General features: G+C 48.0%; 23 protein-coding genes. 9 read left to right on the forward strand and 14 right to left on the reverse strand.

Features of this window, described 5'->3' with window-relative positions; genetic code table 11:
* Window positions 1-246: 246 nt before the first annotated feature.
* The 6 genes from JIG40_RS01360 to JIG40_RS01385 all read left to right on the forward strand — a co-directional run bounded on the left by JIG40_RS01360 (window position 247) and on the right by JIG40_RS01385 (window position 8,344).
* On the forward strand, window positions 247-1,446 hold the full coding sequence (locus JIG40_RS01360) for a type III PLP-dependent enzyme (RefSeq protein ID WP_020327461.1): 1,200 nt from the start codon (window positions 247-249) through the stop codon (window positions 1,444-1,446).
* Between the two features lie 145 nt (window positions 1,447-1,591).
* Window positions 1,592-2,269, forward strand: a complete 678-nt coding sequence (locus JIG40_RS01365) for a response regulator transcription factor (RefSeq protein ID WP_020327460.1) — start codon at window positions 1,592-1,594, stop codon at window positions 2,267-2,269.
* 14 nt (window positions 2,270-2,283) lie between these two features.
* Complete coding sequence (locus JIG40_RS01370) at window positions 2,284-3,756, forward strand: HAMP domain-containing sensor histidine kinase (RefSeq protein WP_199464647.1); 1,473 nt, start codon at window positions 2,284-2,286, stop codon at window positions 3,754-3,756.
* A gap of 784 nt (window positions 3,757-4,540) precedes the next feature.
* Window positions 4,541-6,715, forward strand: a complete 2,175-nt coding sequence (katG, locus tag JIG40_RS01375; protein WP_020327458.1) for a catalase/peroxidase HPI — start codon at window positions 4,541-4,543, stop codon at window positions 6,713-6,715.
* Window positions 6,716-6,860: 145 nt separating this feature from the next.
* Complete coding sequence (locus JIG40_RS01380; RefSeq protein WP_199464648.1) at window positions 6,861-7,358, forward strand: GNAT family N-acetyltransferase; 498 nt, start codon at window positions 6,861-6,863, stop codon at window positions 7,356-7,358.
* Window positions 7,355-8,344 (forward strand): phosphotransferase, encoded by a 990-nt coding sequence (locus tag JIG40_RS01385; RefSeq protein ID WP_199464649.1) that lies wholly within the window; start codon window positions 7,355-7,357, stop codon window positions 8,342-8,344. Before JIG40_RS01380 ends, JIG40_RS01385 begins: the two co-directional genes overlap by 4 nt.
* Before the next feature lie 31 nt (window positions 8,345-8,375).
* On the opposite strand, the gene JIG40_RS22805 is transcribed toward JIG40_RS01385, so the two are convergent.
* The 7 genes from JIG40_RS22805 to JIG40_RS01420 form a co-directional block, all read right to left on the reverse strand.
* Window positions 8,376-8,831 (reverse strand): hypothetical protein, encoded by a 456-nt coding sequence (locus JIG40_RS22805; protein WP_238781147.1) that lies wholly within the window; start codon window positions 8,829-8,831, stop codon window positions 8,376-8,378.
* A 3-nt stretch (window positions 8,832-8,834) separates the two neighbouring features.
* Entirely contained in the window at window positions 8,835-9,278 is a 444-nt protein-coding gene (locus JIG40_RS01395; protein ID WP_206769319.1) for a cytochrome c, read from the reverse strand.
* A complete protein-coding gene (locus tag JIG40_RS01400; protein ID WP_020327453.1) occupies window positions 9,271-9,810 on the reverse strand; it encodes a methylamine dehydrogenase light chain in 540 nt (179 codons plus the stop codon). Before JIG40_RS01400 ends, JIG40_RS01395 begins: the two co-directional genes overlap by 8 nt.
* 16 nt (window positions 9,811-9,826) lie before the next feature.
* A complete protein-coding gene (locus tag JIG40_RS01405) occupies window positions 9,827-10,432 on the reverse strand; it encodes a redoxin domain-containing protein (RefSeq protein ID WP_044363536.1) in 606 nt (201 codons plus the stop codon).
* A complete protein-coding gene (locus tag JIG40_RS01410; RefSeq protein WP_238856624.1) occupies window positions 10,432-10,986 on the reverse strand; it encodes a MauE/DoxX family redox-associated membrane protein in 555 nt (184 codons plus the stop codon). The genes JIG40_RS01405 and JIG40_RS01410 overlap by 1 nt, the downstream gene beginning before the upstream one ends.
* Before the next feature lies 1 nt (window position 10,987).
* Window positions 10,988-12,130 carry an amine dehydrogenase large subunit gene (locus JIG40_RS01415; RefSeq protein WP_020327449.1) on the reverse strand — a complete coding sequence of 381 codons (1,143 nt, stop codon included), beginning with the start codon at window positions 12,128-12,130 and terminating at the stop codon, window positions 10,988-10,990.
* 306 nt (window positions 12,131-12,436) lie between these two features.
* A complete protein-coding gene (locus tag JIG40_RS01420) occupies window positions 12,437-13,630 on the reverse strand; it encodes a class I SAM-dependent methyltransferase (protein WP_020327448.1) in 1,194 nt (397 codons plus the stop codon).
* Between the two features lie 229 nt (window positions 13,631-13,859).
* On the opposite strand from JIG40_RS01420, the gene yccX reads away from it, so the two are divergent.
* The gene (gene yccX, locus JIG40_RS01425) at window positions 13,860-14,135 is read left to right on the forward strand and encodes an acylphosphatase (RefSeq protein ID WP_024373907.1); all 276 of its coding nucleotides are present in this window, start codon (window positions 13,860-13,862) and stop codon (window positions 14,133-14,135) included.
* A gap of 35 nt (window positions 14,136-14,170) precedes the next feature.
* On the opposite strand, the gene JIG40_RS01430 is transcribed toward yccX, so the two are convergent.
* The 6 genes from JIG40_RS01430 to JIG40_RS01455 form a co-directional block, all read right to left on the reverse strand.
* Window positions 14,171-14,500, reverse strand: coding sequence for a TusE/DsrC/DsvC family sulfur relay protein (locus tag JIG40_RS01430; protein ID WP_020432936.1), 330 nt, complete (start codon window positions 14,498-14,500; stop codon window positions 14,171-14,173).
* A 140-nt stretch (window positions 14,501-14,640) separates the two neighbouring features.
* A complete protein-coding gene (locus JIG40_RS01435) occupies window positions 14,641-15,303 on the reverse strand; it encodes a Bax inhibitor-1/YccA family protein (protein ID WP_020327445.1) in 663 nt (220 codons plus the stop codon).
* A gap of 336 nt (window positions 15,304-15,639) precedes the next feature.
* Window positions 15,640-16,395 carry an amino acid ABC transporter ATP-binding protein gene (locus tag JIG40_RS01440; RefSeq protein ID WP_020327444.1) on the reverse strand — a complete coding sequence of 252 codons (756 nt, stop codon included), beginning with the start codon at window positions 16,393-16,395 and terminating at the stop codon, window positions 15,640-15,642.
* Window positions 16,396-16,417: 22 nt separating this feature from the next.
* Window positions 16,418-17,515 carry an amino acid ABC transporter permease gene (locus JIG40_RS01445; protein WP_020327443.1) on the reverse strand — a complete coding sequence of 366 codons (1,098 nt, stop codon included), beginning with the start codon at window positions 17,513-17,515 and terminating at the stop codon, window positions 16,418-16,420.
* Between the two features lies 1 nt (window position 17,516).
* Entirely contained in the window at window positions 17,517-18,725 is a 1,209-nt protein-coding gene (locus tag JIG40_RS01450) for an amino acid ABC transporter permease (RefSeq protein WP_024373908.1), read from the reverse strand.
* 67 nt (window positions 18,726-18,792) lie between these two features.
* Window positions 18,793-19,821 (reverse strand): amino acid ABC transporter substrate-binding protein, encoded by a 1,029-nt coding sequence (locus JIG40_RS01455; RefSeq protein WP_020432941.1) that lies wholly within the window; start codon window positions 19,819-19,821, stop codon window positions 18,793-18,795.
* A gap of 461 nt (window positions 19,822-20,282) precedes the next feature.
* Here JIG40_RS01455 and JIG40_RS01460 point away from each other — a divergent pair, with 461 nt between their 5' ends.
* The gene (locus JIG40_RS01460; RefSeq protein ID WP_032081536.1) at window positions 20,283-21,221 is read left to right on the forward strand and encodes an NAD(P)-dependent oxidoreductase; all 939 of its coding nucleotides are present in this window, start codon (window positions 20,283-20,285) and stop codon (window positions 21,219-21,221) included.
* Between the two features lie 55 nt (window positions 21,222-21,276).
* Here the strand turns inward: JIG40_RS01460 and yidA are convergent, their stop codons facing one another.
* On the reverse strand, window positions 21,277-22,101 hold the full coding sequence (yidA, locus tag JIG40_RS01465) for a sugar-phosphatase (RefSeq protein WP_075988609.1): 825 nt from the start codon (window positions 22,099-22,101) through the stop codon (window positions 21,277-21,279).
* 257 nt (window positions 22,102-22,358) lie between these two features.
* Between yidA and queE the strand changes: the two genes are divergently transcribed.
* Complete coding sequence (gene queE, locus JIG40_RS01470) at window positions 22,359-23,027, forward strand: 7-carboxy-7-deazaguanine synthase QueE (protein ID WP_199464650.1); 669 nt, start codon at window positions 22,359-22,361, stop codon at window positions 23,025-23,027.
* Window positions 23,028-23,029: the final 2 nt, after the last annotated feature.

A 23,029-nucleotide genomic window follows, 5' to 3' on the forward strand; every position in this document is an offset into this window, starting at 1 on the left:
GCAATCTTTACCACAAAAAAGTTTTAGTTTTAAACACCGCATTTTTTATTGCGCTGACCAACTTATGACCTTACTATCGCCTCGCTTCTTGATGATAGCCAATCCGAGTACATCACAGCTGGTTTTGTGGCAAGGCGATAGAGCAACTATCCAAGAGTGACTTTGACAGCGCAACCGCGCTTTTATTGACGCTCCACTTTTCATCACAACGCATATGAAAAGTGCTCACTATTTTGGAGGTTTGCCATGGCGACTGCTCGTTCAGTTCTGAATTTTCAATCTTTCACTTCTCAAGCGCTTTCTGCTGACGAAATTCATTTGATCGAATCATCGGTCGAACAGTTTGGTGCGCCATTACTGATGCTTGACTGTGACATCATCCGTCAGCAATACCGTGCACTGAGCGCGGCACTGCCAAACGTCACTTTGCACTTTGCACTGAAACCACTGCCACATCCAGTGGTGGTAAGAACGTTGCTGCAAGAAGGCGCAAGCTTTGACTTGGCGACAACCGGCGAAGTTGAACTGGTTGCTCAGGAAGGTGTACCTGCAGAACGTACGATTCATACTCACCCAATCAAACGTGATGCCGACATCCGTGACGCTCTTGCTTACGGTTGTAACGTGTTTGTGGTCGACAACCTGAACGAACTGGCGAAGTTCAAAGCTTATCGCGATGATGTAGAGCTTCTGGTTCGCCTGAGCTTTCGAAACTCTGAAGCGTTTGCTGACTTGTCGAAAAAATTCGGCTGCTCGGCAGAACAAGCACTGACCATTATTGAAATGGCAAAAGAGTGGAACATTCGTATCAAAGGCTTGTCATTCCACGTTGGTTCTCAGACCACCAATCCACAAAAATACGTGGAAGCGATCCACACGTGTAAAGAAGTGATGGAACAAGTGGTAGAGCGTGGTTTGCCTGCCCTGAGCACGCTGGACATCGGTGGTGGTTTCCCTGTGAACTACACCAAACAAGTGATGCCGATTGATCAGTTCTGCGTGCCGATCAACGAAGCACTGGCAGAGCTGCCTGAAACCGTTCAGGTGATTGCTGAACCTGGTCGTTTTATTGTCGCGCAATCTATGATGAGCGTGGCGTCGGTAATGGGTCAAGCTGAGCGCGATGGTCAGACTTGGTACTACTTGGATGACGGTGTTTACGGTTCGTTCAGCGGTTTGATTTTTGACGACGCACAATACCCATTGGTGACGCTGAAGCAAGAAGGCGAGTACGCACCAAGTGTGCTGGCTGGCCCGACTTGTGACAGTATTGACGTGATTGCAGAAAACATTCTGCTGCCAAAACTGGATAACGGTGATTTGATTATCGGCCGCATGATGGGGGCTTACACCAGTGCGACGGCAACCGATTTCAACTTCTTCAAACGTGCGCAAACGGTCGTTTTCAATGAAATGGCCGAAAACAGTGAACGCATGATTGGCTAATGAATTGCTGAAAACTCCCACCTCGGTGGGAGTTTTTTTATGTTTGTGAGTAGGGCTTTCTGCCAGTTCTGCATAGCGTTTGGGTCCACATTGTCGGCGTTTTCACGTATGCTTGAGCTATTCCTCCGCGATAACAGAACCTGCCGTGAAACTATTAATTATCGAAGACTCCGAAACGCTCCGCCGCAGTTTGATTGTGGGTCTTAACCATCTTGGGTTTGCCACTGATGACACGGGTGATGGTCAGGAAGCGCTGAGTATGGCGCTTAACAACCAGTACGATGTCATCATTCTCGATTTAATGCTGCCCGGCTTAAGTGGCCTGGAAATACTCAAAGCACTGCGCAAACAGAAGAAACAGACTCGCGTGTTGATTCTTTCCGCCAAAACCGACACTCAGGATCGGGTGGAAGGCTTGCTGCAAGGCGCTGATGATTACCTGACCAAACCCTTTTCATTTGAAGAGCTGCATGCCCGTATTCTGACGATCATGCGTCGAGGTAGTCTTGAGCAGGTGGACCAGACACTGTCCATCGACGAATTCTGTGTCAATTTAGCGGATAAAACCTTTCTTTATCAGGGACAGGTCATTGATCTTACCCCGAACGAATTCAAAATCGTACAGTGCTTGTTCAGTGCACCAAACCGGGTGATGAGCGTGGAACAGATCAGTGAATCCGTGGTGGGGCATTTTGATTATGTCGCCAAAAACACGATTGAAGCGCACCTTTCCTCCATTCGTAAAAAGGTGCGTGATGCTGGTGGCAATCTGCCAGTGAAGAACAAACGTGGCTTTGGCTATGTAGCGCAAAAGTGCAGTTAAGGTAGAAAGTGGCAATGAAATCTTTGTTCGGCTCACTGTCAAAAGCGAATCAGTTTGCTTCCATTGAACGCAACCTGATTAACTCCGTCACCCTGATTTTCGGGGCTTTCTTGTTTATGGTGTTTTTGTCCGTGGACTTGGGGCTGGACGATTGGGTTGAAGACCAATTTGATCAGGCGATGCTCAACAAAGCCAACTATCTGAAATCTCAGATTCGAGTGGCTGACCATCATGTTGAGTTTTTGGCTGATGAACGTTTTATGCCTGAGTATGCTGAAAGCGACGATCCGCATTTCTTCCAGCTGTGGCGCGATGAAACCACAATCAAACGTTCAGAGTCATTGGCTCAGTATCCACATGTTGATCTGCTTAAACCGGATGTGCAGCTGGGTCGTGATCGCATCGTAGATATCGTTATGCCCAATGGTGACATGGGCCGCGCGACGCTGTCCTATTTTGTCCCTGAAAGCAGTGATGACGAAATTCTCCCGGTTGCACTGACGATATACGAATCCTCGACTGGCTTGGAAAGGCTGGTTTGGGTGGTTGACGGGCTGCTGATCGGCAGCTTCATTCTGGCGATGATGCTGATGCGTTATGTTACCAAGAATGTGATTCGCCGTGGCCTGGAGCCACTTGAAAAACTCAATCAGGATTTGAAAACACTGCACAGCAGCGATCAGCCAGCGGCCGGAGAGCTGGAGTTGCCTGAGCAAGTGGTGGAAGAGATTGAGCCAATCCGTAAGGAACTTAATCGTTACATTCGCAGCAACCGAACGCTGATCAACAATGAAAAACGTATTACGGCAGATATTGCTCATGAGCTAAAAACGCCTCTGGCAGAAATGATCACGCTGAGTGAGGTCTACATTCGCTATCCGCAGGATGAACGCATCAGTAAAACCTACCAGCATGACATGCTGGCGATCGCTAAACGTATGAAAGCGATTGTGGAGAACCTGTTGTTGTTGCAAAAAACGTCTTCGATTGCGATGAACACCGAATGGCAACTGCTGTCGATCAAAAACGTATTTGGCCAAGTGAAGCATGATTTGATGTTCAAATATCCGGATATCGATCAGAGGCTGGTAGTCAGCAGTTGTGCGGACGAATTTTTCTCTGCCGACCGCTTCAGCATTGAAACCATCTTAAAAAACCTGATCGATAATGCCTTGTATTACAGCCCGCATGAAAGCCTCGTGACGCTGGGCTGGAGTGAAGTGGATGATGACTATCAATTATCCATCACTAACGCGTTGGTGCAGTCGATTACCGACGAGCAGCTTGCAAAGCTGACGCTACCCCTGTTTCAGATAGATACGGCGCGAACCAGCAATGAGCGTTTTGGTCTGGGGTTATCGATCATCAGCAATATCTGTCGTCAACAAGGATATACATTGAGCTTTACTCAACCAGATACCATGACTTTGACGGTCAGTATCGCTATTCCCAAAGAGGTTCCGTTGCTTCAGCATCACGATGTGTGAGAAGTCAGTATAATGTCGCGATGATGGTTGTGGGAGAATGAACAAGTAACATCAAACATGACCATCGTCGTTATTATAAATATGATCTAGGTTCCAGTATCTCTTTCTTTGGGGATTGGCTTTAACGAAAAAGTTTAAACAATATGACGTTTAAATTGATGGGTGTTTAAACTTTTATTCTTTCTATCCACATTTTTATCATGCCAAAGTTATATATTTTTCAATTTGTGATTTAGATCGTTAATATTCACAATCTATTCTTTGTTAGTCCAATCTGTTTCTTTGCGAAGATTTAATAATAGCGTTAGATCGACATGTTTAGCATGTTGCCATTCGTCGCGTTGTTATATGTTGTGCCTATTGGTTCCTTTGCTTATCTTTGTTTTTTTTCATGTTTTGTAAGGATTTTCTTAACTTCTCTGTTTCCAGTTTTATCGTTGACTTCATTTCATTGATTCATTTGATGCAATTGGTTTTGTATATAAGTGAGTTTCATTTTTGTTTATATTTTCTAAAGCGAGTTTCTACTATTGGTAAGAATAAAAAATCTGAATCGATGGATGGGTTATTATTTTCTGTTAAAAATGTTTACATATTCTATTGGTGAAAAATTCTTTGATAGGTTTTCTCTATTGAAATAATTGCCATAAATAATGTGAATATTTGAAACATCGGGACTAGACTCACTTTCGTAGACAATAATTCTGACTAATTTTAATTAACTGACTCAGCGCTTTTGAATCTGAATCAACGAACTTGAACCAAACAGGTAAAGGGACATCTTATGGCAAATCATGAAAGTAGTTCTTCCGGTAAATGCCCGGTCATGCATGGCGGCATGACATCCACGGGTACGTCAAACATGGATTGGTGGCCTAAGGCACTAAATCTCGACATCCTTCATCAACATGACACCAAGACAAATCCTTATGGCGTCGATTTCAATTATCGTGAAGAGCTGAAAAAGCTCGACGTTGATGCACTCAAGAAAGATTTGAAAGCGCTCATGACCGATAGCCAGGAATGGTGGCCAGCGGACTGGGGGCACTACGGCGGTCTGATGATTCGTATGGCTTGGCACGCAGCAGGCAGCTACCGTACAGCGGATGGTCGCGGGGGTGGTGCAACTGGCAACCAACGTTTCGCTCCACTCAACTCGTGGCCTGATAACGCCAACCTGGACAAAGCTCGTCGTCTGCTTTGGCCTCTGAAGAAAAAATATGGCAACAAAATCAGCTGGGCGGACTTGATCCTGCTGGCGGGTAACATGGCTTACGAATCAATGGGTCTGAAAACCTTTGGTTTCGGTTTCGGTCGCGAAGATATCTGGCATCCGGAGAAGGACATTTACTGGGGTTCAGAGAAAGAATGGCTGGCACCAAGTGGCGGTGAAGGTACCCGTTACTCTGGTGAACGCGATCTGGAAAACCCACTGGCAGCCGTAATGATGGGTTTGATTTACGTAAACCCAGAAGGTGTCGATGGTAACCCGGATCCACTGAAAACGGCGCAAGATATGCGCGTCACGTTCGCCCGTATGGCCATGAATGATGAAGAGACCGTGGCGTTAACCGCTGGTGGCCACACTGTTGGTAAAACGCACGGCAACGGAAATGCAGCAGAACTTGGTCCGGATCCAGAAGGCGCGGATCTTGAAGAACAAGGCTTGGGCTGGATGAACCACAAATCACGTGGTATCGGCAGAAACACGGTAACGAGCGGTCTGGAAGGCGCGTGGACAACACATCCGACGCAATGGGATAACGGCTTCTTCAAAATGCTGCTGGAACATGAGTGGCAGTTAGCGAAGAGCCCGGCAGGCGCTTGGCAATGGGAGCCTGTGGACATCGCAGAAGAAGACAAACCGGTGGATGTTGAAGATGGCAAAGCCCGATACAATCCAATGATGACCGATGCGGACATGGCGCTGAAAGTCGACCCTGAATACCGCAAAATTTCGGAGCGCTTCTACAAAGATCAAGCGTACTTCGAAGAAGTGTTTGCCCGTGCATGGTTCAAACTGACCCACCGTGATTTGGGGCCGAAATCGCGCTACCTGGGCCCGGATGTGCCAGCTGAAGATTTGATTTGGCAAGATCCGGTACCAGCAGGTCGCACCGATTATGATGTCAACGCGGTGAAAGCAAAGATTGCTGCGAGCGGTCTGAGCACAGGGGAAATGGTGTCTACCGCTTGGGACAGTGCTCGTACGTTCCGAGGTTCAGATAACCGTGGCGGCGCAAACGGCGCGCGTATTCGTCTGGCTCCGCAAAAGGATTGGGAAGGCAACGAACCTGCCAAATTGGCGAAAGTACTGGCAGTGTTGGAAAACATCGCAGCTGAAGCGGGTATCAGCGTTGCTGATACGATCGTTCTGGCTGGTAACGTGGGTATTGAACAGGCGATTAAAGCGGCTGGTTTCAATGTCGCTGTTCCATTCAGTCCAGGCCGTGGTGACGCAGCGGCAGACATGACCGATGTAGAATCATTCGATGTGCTGGAGCCACTTGCAGACGGTTTCCGTAACTGGCAGAAGAAAGACTACGTGGTGAATCCAGAAGAGATGTTGCTAGACCGCGCACAACTGCTCGGCCTGACTGCACCAGAAATGACGGTTCTAGTTGGTGGTCTGCGTGTCCTTGGCACCAACTACGGTGGCAGTGCGCACGGTGTCTTCACTGATCGAGTGGGTGCGCTGACGAACGATTTCTTCGTCAACCTGACCGACATGGCGTATACCTGGAAACCAACGGGTCGCAACAAATACGATATCGTTGACCGTAAGTCAGGTGCCACGAAGTGGACGGCAACCCGTGCTGACCTCGTGTTTGGTTCGAACTCTATCCTGCGCTCTTACGCGGAAGTGTACGCTCAGGACGACAACCAAGAGAAGTTCGTGAAAGACTTCGTAGCCGCTTGGACCAAGGTGATGAACGCGGACCGTTTTGACCTCGTCTAACCCAGGTAGCATTGCAATTGAATCCCTCGGCATCGCCGGGGGATTTTTTATCAGTTCAACGCTGTATCGTTTACTCTTTGCGCACGGTTACGTTAGATTGGCAAAAGTAGTCAATAGATTGCATTGATAAAGCAAAGGAAAGGCGATGGAAATACGCGACATTCAGGACTTTGATATCGTAACAATTACCGAGATTTATAATCGTTACATCGAACAGACGACAATTACCTTTGAAGAAGTGCCGATCAGCGTGAGTGAGATGGGCGAAAGGGTGAACAAAATTCGCGCGGCCGGATTGCCATGGTTGGTCGTCGCACACGAAGGTACGGTAGTTGGCTACGCTTATGTCGGACAATGGAACGCCCGCAGCGCTTATCGCTTTACCGTCGAACCTTCCATCTATCTTTCACCACAAGCCAAGGGGCAAGGGTGGGGACGAGCGGTTTATCAGGTGTTGCTCAGCAAGCTCAAAGACCTTGGGATCCGCAATGTGTTGGGCGTTATCGCTTTACCCAATGAGGCGAGTATCGGTCTGCATGAAAGCCTTGGCTTTCGCAAAGTGGGCGAGTTCAGTCAGGTCGGATATAAATTTGACCGTTGGCTTTCCGTCGGTTATTGGCAATTGGAGATTCCATTACAGTGACGAATAAAGAATGCATACTTAGCTGTGTGCTTAAGCACTGGCCTAGGGTTAACTTTCCAGTTGAAATTACACCAGTCTTAGTCGGGGCAACCAATCAGGTTTATCGTATTGACGATGGTAAGAAGTGTTACTACCTCAAATCTTATCGTCGCAACCTGCAATCCGCTCTCAATCGAGAACATCATTTACTAAATACGTTGAGTACTGAGCTTCCACAAGTTCTTAAGCCGATTAAAACTCACCTGAATGGTGATCTTGTATGCTGGGAAGGGCACTTTTATGCGTTGTTCCCTGAAGCTAAGGGAGAGATGTTAGAAAGCTTCCAGCTCTCTTGTACTCATGCGCGTGAAGCGGGGATCTATTTGGCTCGCTTACATCACGCATTACGAGCTATCAATGTTACTGACTTCCCCAAAACGAAATTGTGTTGGAATGGAAAAGAATGGTGTAAAAGGCTTCAACGTATTTTGGCGTCGGTTCTGGAAGTGGAATCACCTGATAATGTTGATCGCTGGGCGATTGAACGCATTAGGGAGCAGTATGACTATTTAAATCGACCAGATAGTTGGCACCACTATGTTTGTACGACACAAGAGCAAGTGATTCACGGTGATTTTCATCATTACAACCTGTTTTTTGGCAAAGATGGGCAGGTCAGCGAAGTCATCGACTGGGATTTGGCGCAGAGAATGCCTGTAGGTTATGAGATTGCTAGAGCATGTTGGTACATGTTTCGTCTGGACTTAGCAAAAACAAAAGCGTTTATAGAGGGCTATCTATCCATTTCAGTGCTGAGTCTAGAGCGGTTACGAGATGGGGCAAATGCTTGGGCAATTTTCGCTGATCATCACATATGGGCTCTAGAGGCTGTCTATCTCCATGGTAATCAGGCGGCTAAGAAATTTATTCCCGAACAGCCGTTCGAACCATTTTTGTCTTCTTGGAACAAGGTTATTGAACATGTTTCCTACTTGTTTGAAGGCTAAATGAAAGCCCGCATAATGCGGGCTTTGTGTTTTATGGCCAAGGATACGACCCTGTGGCGATGCCTTGTTCGTTGAAGCGTTTAACGATTTCTCGGCGATATTTCACTACATCTTCCAATGGCGCGGAGCGAATCTGCGCGATCTCTTCAGGCGAATAGGGTTTGGCATTGGCTTTATCGCCCCATTTGTCATTGAGATAATTCATCAGTACGGCGAGCTCGTGGTTGTTGAGTCCGGAGGCAATCACGCCAGGCACGTTCATCAGATAGACCCGTCCCTGTTCATCGTCCATAAATGCGCCCAGATAGCCGGGAAGGGGCGGGATACCTCCGGCGACTGAGCCGGACCCATCCATGTCATGGCAGCCGGAACATTTGAGGATGTAGTTCTGCTGGGGCGTGTTGGAAGCGGCATAAGCCGCTCCGTTACACAGTGCGAAGGTAATCAAGACGCTTCGTACCCAACGACGGTAAAGCGTTGTTTTCATACCTTAGTCTCCGTCACGCAGTTGATGCAGTTCCTGATGAGAGAGTGGGTTCTCCTTGTATTTGTCGATCAGATTGGCATCAGGCCCACCAGTAAGGTGGTTAATCTCACTCAGGATGTAGTGAGTAATTTCCACCAGATCCGCGGTCTCAAGAAAACTTTGTGGAGGCATAGCAAATCCTTGATAGCTGTTGCCCAAAGACTCGATCTTACCGCTCATCCCCCCTGTTACCACACCCGCAATGTACTGATCGCGCTTGTCGCCAAGGCGGTTCCAGAGCTCCGGGTTTTCCAGCGAGGGAGCCAGACCGATAATGCCTTTGGCGTCCATTCCATGGCAGCCAGAACAGTTGGTGACGAACTTATCCTGGCCGGATTCAGCACTCACTGGGTAGTGAGTGCCAAGCGCCACTAAAGCAAACAATAGGGAAACGGCGCGTTTATTCATTCGCCAGCCCCACCAGTGCTGCTACGGTGCAGTGGTAGCCTTTGTTGGTGTTCGCCATACACCAGTTGATGTCGTTGTGCAGCCCCATGCGGTATCCCGGACGCTCACGTTCACTGTTGAGACACGCAACTGAGCTGTTCACGATCGCTTTACCACAGCAGTCGTTATACGACACCAGATAGTTCTTATTGTCGTTCGGGTTGAGACATGTGCCCACCCAAGCCACTTTGGACGCTTCAGAACCCGGAGGGCAGGTGGTTTCGCTGCCACCGGATGTGGAACACAAGTTTCCGTCGAGCGCGCAATAGCGCCAGTAGTCACAGCTGTTGATATCATCCCCCGGGCCTTCGGCTGCAAACACTTTGCCTGCTGAGCGGTCAAATGGCAGCAGCGGCATCATGCCCGTACCGACGATAAACACACCCGCTTTGGCGAGAAAGTTGCGGCGGCCTATCTGGCGTGCGGAATGACGGACGGTTTTCTCTGAGAGCCTGTCCATGGCATTCAATAACATTTCGCTGAATTTTTTCATTGTCACTGTCTCCTGCTTAGTGATTAACCGTCACGGTCTGTTTGTGTGAGAAATCTTGTAGTGATTCAAAGCCGCTCTCTTTCGCGTTGAACAAGCTTTCGAGCTGTTCGCGGCTATTGATCAGACCTTTTGACACGATCTGTCCCTGCTCATCCATGAGGACAGAGAACGGCAGTTTTGCCACGCGGTAGGCCATGCCCAGCTCCTGAGACAGCACATACGGAGTGTTTTCCAGTTTATGCTGAGCAATCAACGCGCGTTGAGCGGGTTCGTCACCGTCACTCGCCAGCACCACATTCAGCCAGCTCGATTCGGCTTTTTGCAAACTATTGATGAGAGGAAGCAGCACCTTACAGATAGGGCATGATGGTGCAACAAACAGCACCAAGGTACTTTTTGCTTGCGCGCCACCCAGCGTGATTTCCCCCTGATTGAGAGACATCAACGTCATCGGTTTGGGCGTCTCACCCAACTGAGGTCCATTGTTGTTGATCATGGCTCCCACCGGAGAGATGCGTTCAAACAGAATCCCGACCTGACGGGAAAGCGCAATAAAAGCGATAAACAGCAGTGCGACGAGTACAGCTAAAAAGCCGACTGCAAACAGTAATACAGTATTCATTAGATGTCCTTCTCCTGATCGTGTTGAGCGAGCTTCAGAATCAAATCGTGGTTGTGCATCAGTTGCTCCAGTAGGTAATACCCAAACCAGAGAATCACTCCGCCTGCGATAGCCATCAGCAGACTCAAACTGGTGACGGGCTGATTGGCAGTCATCAGCATCGACCCTGCCAGCGTTATCAGAATGGCATTGCGTAACAGCGTGCGGCGCGATACCACGATCGGTGTTCCACCACATCCACAGTCAATTTCTCGGTTGCCACTTTTCAGTTGCATGCTCATGGCGAGCGTATAGCCGATGAGCAGCAGTAGCATCAGCAATTCCCCGGCCACATTGGTTGCCGGCGTTATGCTCAGAACCACTGCCGCAATTTCGCCAACCAATAACAACACCGCAAGCGGGTAGGCATGTTGTTCAAAGTGGCGTGAGTAGTGACTGATGTAGCCTGAAAAACGACGTAGATCCGCTCCTTTATGCAGCGCGGCCTGAATAAACACCAACACGAAAAAAGTCATGATGGTCAGGTGATATTGGGTTATCCAGGATGTGCTCATATCAGTAATCCACCATCAACATTTGAGTGAAACTGCCCATTTCTTCCGCTTCATGTACTTTGGTGCCTTCAAACTTGCCGCCATTAAAGGTGTATTTCACCACGGTGCCGAAGTCGGTCAGGGTGTACACATCCGGCGCTTTGGTTTGAGACACGGCCAGAGAAATCGGTTCTTCTGCTTCAATGCGCGTCACAACCTTATGCGAATCCATGCTCACGCCCCAGATCTCTTGCGCACCGTCTTTGTGGCTACCTTCCTTGCCATCCGGATGCATGGTGACGAACATCAGTTTGTTAGGCTGGTTGTAGCCAATGACTTCGTAACCACCAGGTAGCCAGTTGCCTTCGATGTCTTTGGTGTAGTTGAACTTGTCTGCCAACGTCACGGTTTCGCCAGTGTCATTCAGGACATACATGTTGCCTTTGAACGAAGTGAACATCAGTTTGCTGCCGTCGCGCTGTGCGGTGATGAATAGCGCATCGTCGTCAGTGTCGAAAATCTTTTCACTTTTATGCGCGGTATAGTTCTTCGCATCTTTAGTTATGACGTAGGTTGAGAAGGTGCCGTCGCCGCAAGCGGAGCTGAACTTGTTGTCATCCTGTGATGCGTAAATACCCCAGCAGCCCGGTGTCGGGATTTCTAACAGCGCTTTGCCGCTGGCAATATCCACCACAGATACCGATGCAGCGGGTGTGGCGTTTTGTACGAACGCGTATTTGTCGGTTGCGGAAGTTTGGAAAGTGTTCACGTAAGCTGCGGCTTGCGCCATTTTGGGAGAAGATTCGATCTCTTTATCCAAGCTAAGAGAATTGACCGCGAACTTTTGCACCACAGCGTCGATGTCACCCCAAACAATGCGTTTTGGGTATACCGAGGCGGTGTAGAGCGATTTTTTGTCTTTCGATAAACCAAACTGTGCGATCAAACCCGTGGAGATGTTGCCTTTTGCTTCGAGGTTGTCCGCGCCGATCACGGTGATCATGCTTGAACCTGCCCAGCTTTGATCGATGATGAAGACGTTCGGTCCGGGTTTAATTTCTTTCTCTACAGAGACGTGTTCAGGTTTGAACTGAGTGGCTGCATATGTGGTTGGAAGGAAGATTAAGCCGCTGATAAATAAAGCGCCTAGTACTGTTTTTCTCATTGAATGATCCTTTTCGTTTTAAGAAATCATCATTCAAATCGCAATGTTTATGCCATGTTTATCAGTGGTTTCTAATTTGTTAATAACGAGTGGGGAAACACCTTGTTACATCTGGTCTGGCATGAGATTTGGGTTGTAATAAAAGTGTCACTTTACGATGTCGCGGGCCTAGTCATGCACAAAAATGTCTGTTTTCAACGCACTACTTTGGAGTATATGCACTAAAAGTGCGCTTAATTGCACATGACTCTGGAGAGATTGAAGGTAAGAAAAAGGCTTCCGGATGGGAAGCCTTGAGAACACAGATTACAACACCTTACAGGCAAAACCTTTAAGGTAGAACCCTTCCGGATAAGCGGTATCCGTTGGGTGATCCGCCGCCTGTTCAAAGCGTTCAATGAATTTCACGTCGCGGCCGGCATCCAGTGCAGCATCGGCGATGATTTTTTGGAACAGCACCTGATCCATCAATCCTGAGCACGAATAGGTCAGCAGGGTGCCGCCCGGATTAAGGATTTGCATCGCCAGCATGTTGATGTCTTTGTAACCACGACATGCACCATTAAGCTGCGCTTTGGATTCCGCAAACTTTGGCGGATCCATGATGACAACATCAAATTTGGTGCCTTGGTCGCGGTATTCGCGCAGCAGTTTGAACACGTCTGCATTGAGGAAAACCGCACGTTTTTTCGAAATATCAAACTCATTCAGTTCAGCATTGAACTTCGCGGTATCCAGCGCTGGTTGAGATACATCAGCGTTGATCACGCGCTTTGCTCCGCCTTTCAGCGCGTACAGGCCAAAACCGCCAGTGTAAGAGAAACAGTTAAGGACATCTTTGTTCTTCACATATTTCATCGACTGGAAACGGCTGTCACGTTGGTCCAGGTAGAAACCGGTTTTGTGGCCACCGACGATGTCGACGCTGATTTTCACGCCATTTTCTTCAATTACAACTGATTTTGGCGGCAGTTCGCCATGCAGAACGCCGACACGTTCTTCCAAACCTTCTTTCTTGCGTACCGCGACATCAGAGCGTTCGTAGATGCTGCATGTCGGGAAACACTGTTTCAGCGCTTCAACCAGCGCGTCTTTCTGGCTCTCTGCACCTGCACTGAGCAGCTGGCACACCAGAAAATCCTGATATTTGTCGATGGTGATGCCTGGCAAGCCATCAGACTCTGCGGCGATCAGGCGGTAACCGGTGAGACCATCACGCTCAATCAGATCATCGCGCAACAACTGTGCCTGCTGGATACGTTTAACAAAAAACGCGGTATCAATGGCTTCTTTTTCAAAGCTCCAAACGCGAGCACGAATTTGAGAATGCGGTGAGTATGCCGCTTTCGCAAGCCATTGGCCTTCGTGGGTATACACATCAACGGTGTCACCTAAACCCGGTTCACCTTCGATTTTGCTGATACCACGAGAAAACACCCAAGGGTGTTTGCGGCGTAAAGATTTCTCACGACCTTTGACCAGATAGATTGCAGGAGTCATTGCGTTACTCAAATGATTAATAGAAATGGGCGGGTATTTTCATGGAACTCAGCCAGAAAAGCAAACGCCGTAGGAAAATAGTCTTTTCGATGACCTCACAGTGGCCCGAGTGAAAATTGTCTATCCTTGGGAAAGGCGATAAAGAGGTGCGCGCATGTTTACGAAACTAAGGAAATGGTTGTTGTCCAATAAGGAAGAGGACTCAACCACTGAACAAGAAGGGAATCAGATGTCGATAAAGTGCGATAAGTTTATTGTGTCGGGTGTAGTGCAGGGAGTCGGCTTTCGATATCACACCGCTCATCAGGGGCTAACACTGGGTTTAACCGGGTATGCCAAAAACTTATTCAGCGGAGATGTTGAAGTGATTGCCTGTGGTGATCCGCAACAAGTGGACGCATTACATGAATGGTTGAAAGAAGGGCCAAGAACGGCGTCGGTTGAGTGCGTTGAGCGGTCAGAATGTATTACCAACAAGCACTATAGAGGATTTGAAATCCTGTAAGAGGATCGCTCACAGGATTTCGTTACTCATTGGCGTTATAAGCATTTGGCTGGTTTTGGCAAGCCTGCCAGTTTGGTTGCTTGTTTAGCCGGGCCTTTCGGAAACAGTTTGAATAGGTATTTGCTGTTGCCTTTTTCCGGACCGTGCTCTTTTTCCATCGCCTTAACCAGCATACGAATGGCTGGCGAGGTTTTAAATTCTTCATAGAAATTACGCACGAAGTGCACCACTTCCAAGTGAGCATCCGTCAAAGTCAGGCCTTCATCCTTGGCAAGAATGTCAATCATTCCTTCTTCCCACAAGGTGTAGTCCAGCAGATAACCTTGTGCGTCGGTTTCAATCGATTTGCCGTTGTATTCAAACATCTTTATTGTCCAATCGTCAGTTTGCGCTAAGGGTAGCGAAGCCCGTGCATTTGCTCAAGGGGTATTGGTGATTGTTCCCAAAAGTAAAAAGCCCGAAAGCAAAGCTTTCGGGCTTAGAATCTTTACCTTAAGCGAGCGAATTAATCGTCGCGCATCACGCCAAGAATGCTTAGCAGGCTGATGAACAGGTTGTAGATAGACACATACAGAGTAATGGTCGCTGAGATGTAGTTGGTTTCACCACCGCGAACAATTTGCTGTGTTGTCAGCAGAATTGCACCCGTTGAGAACAGAACAAACATGCCGCTCATCGCCAAGTAAAGCATTGGCATTTGCAGGAAGATGTTCGCTACCATACCAATTAGCAGTACCACGAAGCCTGCCATCAACAGACCACCCAGGAAAGACAGGTCACGTTTTGTGGTCAGTGCGTATGCTGAAGCACCCATGAACGCCAGAGCTGTGCCGCCCAGCGCGGTCAGCACGACGTCGCCCATACCTGCACCCACATACATGTTCAGGATTGGACCGATGGTGTAGCCCAGGAATCCGGTAAACAGGAACGTAAATACAAGACCCATGCTGTTGTTACGGTTCTTTTCAGTCAGGAACAGCAGGCCGTAGAAACCAACCAGCATGATGATCAGACCCGGGCGAGGAAGGTTCATCGCCATCGAGATACCAGCCACAACCGCAGACCAAAGCAGTGTCATTGAAAGCAGTGCATACGTGTTACGCAGCACTTTATTTGTTTGTAGAGCACTGTCATAAGACGAGGTGCGTGAATACATAGGACTGTTCATACTCTTCCTCATAGAAAGGTGTTGATATTTATATGGACATTTATGAGGCCAAAAGTTCCATATTTCAAGCCTCTGCCACTAACAATTACTGGAAATAATAATCAAAAAATGGGCGGATAGGTGTGAACAAGTTGTAACACAATATTTCCAATCAACGAAAGATTTTTGAAGTATTTATTTGAATACTATGTGTTTTTTATGGTTTGGCTGAAATGTTTTGTGGTGATCGAGTCCGATGAGCCGTGTTGTTGATGTTCAATCTCACCAAGCGGATAGCATAAATGCCAAAAGAAAAGAGGCGATAATTCGCCTCTTTGGATTGTGAGTTTGGGCCTGTTAGTGGTGCAGAATCTGCGCCAGGAAAGCCTGAGTACGGTCGGATTGTGGATTTTCGAAGAAATCTTTCGGGTTGTTTTCCTCGATAATTTCACCTGCATCCATAAAGATCACGCGGTCAGCCACTTCTTTGGCAAAGCCCATTTCGTGCGTTACACACAACATGGTCATTCCTTCTTCTGCCAACTCAACCATAACGTCGAGTACTTCGCGCACCATCTCTGGGTCGAGTGCCGAGGTCGGCTCATCAAACAGCATTACCTGAGGATTCATGCACAGTGAACGCGCAATCGCCACACGTTGCTGCTGACCACCGGACAACTGGCCAGGGTACTTATCTGCCTGATCCGGAATCTTAACGCGCTTGAGATATTTCATCGCAATCGCTTCAGCTTCCTCTTTCGGCATCTTTTTCACCCAAATAGGTGCCAGCGTACAGTTTTCCAAAACCGTCAGGTGAGGGAAGAGGTTAAAGTGTTGGAAACACATGCCCACTTCACGTCGAACGGCTTCAATGTTTTTCAGATCTTCAGTCAGTTCATTGCCAGACACGACAATCTGTCCTTTCTGATGCTCTTCCAGGCGGTTGATGCAGCGAATCATGGTGGATTTACCGGAGCCGGAAGGTCCACAGATAACAATACGCTCGCCTTTTTTTACGTCCAGGTTGATGTTTTTCAGTACGTGAAACTCACCGTACCACTTATTCATGTCCTTAATCTGAATCATGAGATCGCCAGAATTTTGTTGCGTCATAATACGTTCCTTGAAAGATTGCTTATCGTTTGTGGCCGGTATGGAGTTTACGTTCGAGCCAAATCGAGTATCTCGACATGCCGAAACAGAACACCCAGAACACTAACGCGACAAATACATAACTCTCAGTTGCAAAACCCAACCATTCCGGGTCGGTGTTTGCAGCCTGACCGATGCCCAGTACGTCAAACATACCGATGATAAGTACCAAGCTGGTGTCTTTAAACAGACCAATAAAGGTGTTTACGATCGATGGAATGGTGATTTTCAGTGCCTGAGGCAGAATAATCAGTCCCATCTTTTTCCAGTAGCTCAGACCCAGAGCGTCCGCGGCTTCGTACTGACCTTTAGGAATCGCCTGTAAACCACCGCGAATAACCTCAGCCATATACGCGGCACTGAACATCACCACACCAATCAGGGCGCGCAGCAGTTTATCCGTCTCTGAACCTTGGGATAGGAACAGTGGCAACATAACTGACGCCATGAACAGAACCGTGATCAGTGGAACACCACGCCACACTTCGATGTACACCGTACACAGACTGCGGATAACAGGCATGTCAGAGCGGCGACCTAGGGCCAGTGCGACACCGATAGGTAGTGACACAACAATACCGACCAACGCAATGATCAACGTTACCAACAAACCACCCCACTTATGGGTGGAAACTACGTCCAGCCCGAACACACCGCCATACAGCAGGCCTGCCATCAGGAATGGGTAGATGTTGACAAAGAACAGCCAAATCCAGGTACGTTTAGGTGTCTTTTCATACGCCAGAAGAGCGATGAAAATCGCCAGCGTTGCAAAGAAAAGGCGAGGGCGCCACAGCTCTGCTTGCGGGTAGAAGCCATACATGAACTGTTCCCAGCGCACGCTGATGAAAACCCAGCAGGCGCCATCACGAGTACAGGCATCGCGGGTCGTGCCGACCCAGTCTGCTTTGATAATGGCCCAGTCCAGAACATGCCAGATTGCTGAGAAGGCAATATACGCCAACACAATAGTGACAACGGAATTCAGCGGACTGTTAAACAGGTTTTTACGCAGCCAGCCGACAACGCCAGTGGTGTTGGATGGTGGCGGCAGACTAGGTTGAAACTGATGTGTCTTCATCTTATCTCTCCACCAAAGCAACTTTACGGTTATACAAGTTCATCAACGCTGACGTAATCAGACTTAGTGTCAGGTAGACACCCATGGTCATTGCAATGATTTCAATTGCCTGACCGGTCTGGTTCAGCGTTGTGCCCGCAAATACCGACACCAAGTCCGGGTAACCAATTGCCATCGCAAGGGATGAGTTTTTGGTCAGGTTCAGATATTGGCTGGTGAGTGGCGGGATGATGATGCGTAGAGCCTGAGGAATAATGACCAGTTTCAGAGTCTTAGAGCGTGGCAGACCCAGCGACATTGCCGCTTCTGTCTGACCATGGCTTACGGCATTAATACCAGAACGGACGATCTCGGCAATGAACGCGGCGGTGTAAACACTCAGCGCGACAAGCAAAGCTGCCAATTCCGGAATGATGCTGATACCACCACGGAAGTTAAACCCTTTCAGTTCCGGATATTGCGCAGAAATTGGCATACCCATAATGAAATACACCAGCAGAGGCAGACCGACACACAGTGTCAGGATGATGCGCCCCATCGGTGTTTGCTGACCAGTTAAACGTTGCTTGTTGTTCGCCCAGATATTGATCACGGCGGAGGCGATAATGCCTGCTACCAGAGTGATCAACACCACGCTGGAGCCTTTCTCAAACACAGGTGCAGGGAAGAACAAGCCACGAACGTTCAGAAACACCGCTTCTCCCAGGCTCATACTCTCACGTGGAGATGGCAGAGCTTGCAGTACCGCGAAGTACCAGAAGAAGATCTGTAACAGAAGAGGGATGTTACGGAACGTTTCGATATACACCGCGGCCAAACGACTCACCAGCCAGTTGGACGACAGGCGTGCAATACCGAGCACAAAACCGATCAGAGTTGCGAAAATAATACCCAAAACTGACACCAGTGCGGTGTTCAGCAGACCCACCACGAAGGTACGTCCATAGGAGTACGTCTCGTTGTAGTCGATCAAAGTCAGGCCAATCCCGAAGCCAGCAGGTTGATCAAGGAATTTAAAACCAGTCGCGATACCACGCGATTCCAGGTTCGTCAGGGCATTATTAATGATGGTGTAAAAGAAGAAAACCAGAGCGGCAATAGCGATCAGCTGAAAAACAACTGAACGAAAAGTGGGATTGTAAAATAAATTTGTGCTTTTAGCGGGAGCCGAGCTCGCTGCTTTTTGCACAGCAGTATTCGTAGGTTTCATACAGCGATAACCTCTTATCCATTTTTGACAAAGGGCGGCCGAAACCGCCCATTTTTATCAATCTTTATTAACGGATAGGTGGAGCGTACATAAAGCCGCCCGCATTCCACAGCGCGTTCACGCCACGAGAAATTTGTAGAGGCGAACCTTTACCTACTGTGCGCTCGAAGCTTTCACCGTAGTTACCCACTTGTTTCACGATTTGGTAACCCCAGTCGTCACGGATGCCCAGACCTGAACCTTTAGGACCGTCTACGCCCAGAATGCGTTTCACTTCTGGGTTGTCAGACTTCAGCATTTCGTCTGCGTTCTTAGAAGTGATGCCGTATTCTTCCGCATTAACCATCGCGAACAGAGTCCATTTCGCTACGTTGAACCACTTGTCGTCGTCCTGACGAACAACTGGACCCAGAGGCTCTTTAGAAATGATTTCAGGTAGTACAACAGCTGAATCTGGTTTTTCCAGGTTCAGGCGCAGAGCGTACAGACCAGATTGGTCAGTAGTCAGTACGTCACAACGACCAGCATCGAAACCTTTTGAAGTTTGCGCTGCTGTATCGAATACGACTGGCTTGTAGCTCATACCGTTATTACGGAAGTAGTCTGCAAGGTTTAGCTCGGTAGTTGTACCTGACTGAACACAGACAGATGCGCCATCCAGCTCTTTAGCACTTGAAATGCCAAGATCTTTCTTAACCATGAAGCCCTGACCGTCGTAGTAGTTCACACCAACAAAGTTCAGACCCAGCGCTGAATCGCGGTGTAGAGTCCAAGTGGTGTTACGAGACAGAACGTCGATTTCGCCAGACTGCAGGGCAGTGAAGCGTTCTTTTGCGGTCAGAGGTACGTATTTGACCTTAGTTTTGTCACCAAGAACTGCAGCTGCAAGCGCTTGACAATATTCCACATCGATCCCTTCCCATTCGCCTTTTGCGTTAGGGTTCGAGAAGCCCGGAAGACCAGTACTCACGCCACAAGTCAGAAAACCTTGAGACAATACTTTGTCTAGGGTGCTGTCCGCAGCTGAGGCTGAGTTAGCCATCAGGGCAGTAGATGCCGCTACAACGGAAGCAAGAACTGTTAGTTTATTTGCCATTTGTATCCTTCCTGTATGATCCATCGTTGACCAGGTGACACCTGATACAAGGTTAAGAAAATGTTGTGTTTTATTATTAGTTTCGGCTGTATTTGGGCTCAATCGCACATTTACAAATCAACCGTTTATAAGCGTAGGTAAGGAATAAAGGATTCTCAAATATATAATTTAAAAAGATTTTCGTTTGAGATCACAAACCTAAGCTGTAGTTAGAATGGCGAAATGTTACGCGGTTGTAAATAGTGCAACTGGGCACACGATTAGTGCAACAGAATGGTAGAAGGACAATTAACTGTTAACTTAATATTAACACTTATAGTTTGTGTGAGATTTCAATATAAAATGCTGATCCCCGGCTCAAATTCGGTGATTAATTATTTCATCCACCTTAGCTAGTGATTTCCTTGCACCTTTTTTGGTAGCATGAAACGCATAGTTATTTAGATTGTGACCAAAATAAAATGCGATATTTTCCTCTGTTCCTGGATTTAACTAACAAACCGGTGCTCGTCGTAGGCGGAGGGGAGGTTGCGTGCCGCAAAATAGATGCGCTCCTTCGCGCCGGAGCCAAAGTGACTATTGTTTCTCCACAAATTGCCTCAACTCTGCAATCCTTAGTGGATGACGGTAAGTGTCAGTGGATTCAAAATTTCTACACGTCTCAGATTCTCACCAAAGAATATCTGCAGGTTTGGGCGACAACCGATAACCCGGATTTAAATCATCAAGTGCATAAAGATGCAAAAAACATGGGCATTCTAGTCAATGTGGTTGATGATCAACCTTACTGCGATTTTATTACCCCTTCGATGATCGAACGTGGCCGTGTACAGCTTGCTATCTCTAGCGGTGGCGCGTCGCCGGTGCTGATTCGCAACGTACGGGAAACCCTCGAAGCCGTTTTGCCTCAGAACCTTGGACTACTGGCGGATTTTGGTGCGTCGAAACGAAACTCCATCAAAGAATTTTTGCCAACAGTTGATCTCCGTCGCAAATTCTGGGAGATGTTTTTTGCGGATACCGAAGTAAAAAATGCCAAAGATCGCGAAAGCCTGGAAAAAATGTACATCAAGGCACTCGATAAACCGCTGGATGATGATGGTGAAGTGACCTGGGTAGAATTTGGTAAAGATGTGGAGTTACTGCCTCTCAAAGCACTGCGTTACATGCAACAGGCTGAGTTGGTGCTCTTTGCCAAGTCATGCCCGTTTGATTTTATCGATTTGTGTCGTCGCGATGCCGAACGTGAACGCTTTACCAGTGCAGCAGAACTAAGTGAACGCCTCAAGAAAGCTAAAGCGGAGCAATTGAGAGTGTGTGTTCTGATCCCACACGGCATGCAGGAATACACTTTGTTGCAAGCACATCAGCGAGTGCTGGGTCAGGGCTTTGAAAAATAGAATCGGGCAAAATAAAAAGGCGGCTGTTGGCCGCCTTTTTGTTTCCTGGGAGCACTTACGCGTCGCAACGCTCTTTGTTGAGGGCAAACTTTTCAATCGCCGCAGCCACACCATCTTCATCATTGCTTAGCGTGATGTAATCGGCGATGCGTTTGGTTTCTTCCATCGCGTTAGCCATGGCAATGCCCATCCCTGCGTATTGCAGCATGTGATGATCGTTTTCGGCATCCCCCATACAGATGACCTGGCTGGCCGGAATATTCAGGTGGTCGGCAATCGCTTTGACACCCACGCCTTTGTTGCTTTGAGTATTAAGGAATTCAAGGAAGAATGGCGCGCTTTGTACGATCGTATATTGCTGATGCAGATCCGCTGGCAGACTGGCGATGGTGCGGGTGAGCAGCTCAGGTTCGGCCACAATCATGGCTTTGATGATTGGGTGATCATCTTCCAGTTGCTCAAAGTCCATCTCGGTAATAGAAAGGCCATTAATTTGCGCTTCAACTTCGGTGTACTTGCTGGTTTTCGGAGTAATCAAACCATGAATTTGGCTAAATGCATGGGTATTAACGCCCATTTCGTTGGCCAGACGGGCCACCATTTTCGCGCTGCGGCCATCAAGAATCTGCTGGTAGATGATCTCGCCAGTACCGACGTTGGCAACCATCGAGCCGTTGTAGTAGAGCACGTAATCGTCTTTCGATTGAATGTTCAGTTCTTCGAGCTTGCTGCGCATGCCGTCAATCGGACGACCGGACGCCAAAACCACTTTAATCCCTTGTTCGCGAGCCTCAGCAATCGCCAGTTTGGTGCGTGGTGAAATTTGCTTTTGGCTGTTTAACAGGGTGCCATCCATATCGAGAGCGATCAGTTTGTACATGTCTTACCTAAAAAGTCTGCGCGAAACGAAAGGTCAGATTATACCTAAAATATGACAGGATGCGCGTTTTTGATGAAAATGGTATCGAATATTTATGCGTAGATTTGATCTGAGTGTGCGAATTCTGATTATGCAATTGGTGGAGTTAAGTTGCGGCTTTTTGTATGCGGAACGGCGGTTTTAAATTGACCTTCACCAACGCATCCTTTAAGGTCAGCGACCTGCAATTTTTAGATAACAAGTTAGGCAATTTTACCTTGTATAAAGTAAACGAAATGTTTGAGACGATTCAAGGCGAGGGCGTGTTTACCGGCGTGCCTGCGGTGTTTGTTCGTCTGCAAGAATGTCCTGTTGGCTGTGCCTGGTGTGATACGAAACAGACCTGGGATGCCGAGCCTGCTGATGAGCGCTCATTTGATGAAATTCTGGTGAAAACGGAAGACAATCCGAACTGGTGCTCTGCATCAGCGCAACAGATCATCGAGCGATATCGTGTTCAGGGCTACAGTGCCAAACATATCGTGATTACAGGTGGCGAACCTTGTATCTATAATTTAGTGCCTCTGACGCAGGCATTTGAAGCGATTGGCTGCCGCTGTCAAATAGAGACCAGCGGTACCTTTGACGTTCAGGCGACTGAAAACACTTGGGTGACAGTGTCACCAAAAGTGGCGATGAAAGGCAAATTGCCAGTAATCGATTCTGCGCTGCGCAGAGCAAACGAAATTAAGCACCCGGTTGCGACTGATAAAGACATCGACAATCTGGATCAGCTACTTGCTCGCGCCAAGGTGCCGGAAAAGACTGTGATCGCGCTACAGCCGATCAGCCAGAAACCACGTGCAACCCAGCTGTGCATTGAGACTTGTATTGCGCGAAACTGGCGCTTGTCGATTCAGACTCACAAATATCTCAGCATTGCTTAAAG

It is taken from the genome of Vibrio sp. bablab_jr001 (assembly GCF_016464285.1).
In the GTDB taxonomy this organism is placed as follows: domain Bacteria; phylum Pseudomonadota; class Gammaproteobacteria; order Enterobacterales; family Vibrionaceae; genus Vibrio; species Vibrio fluvialis.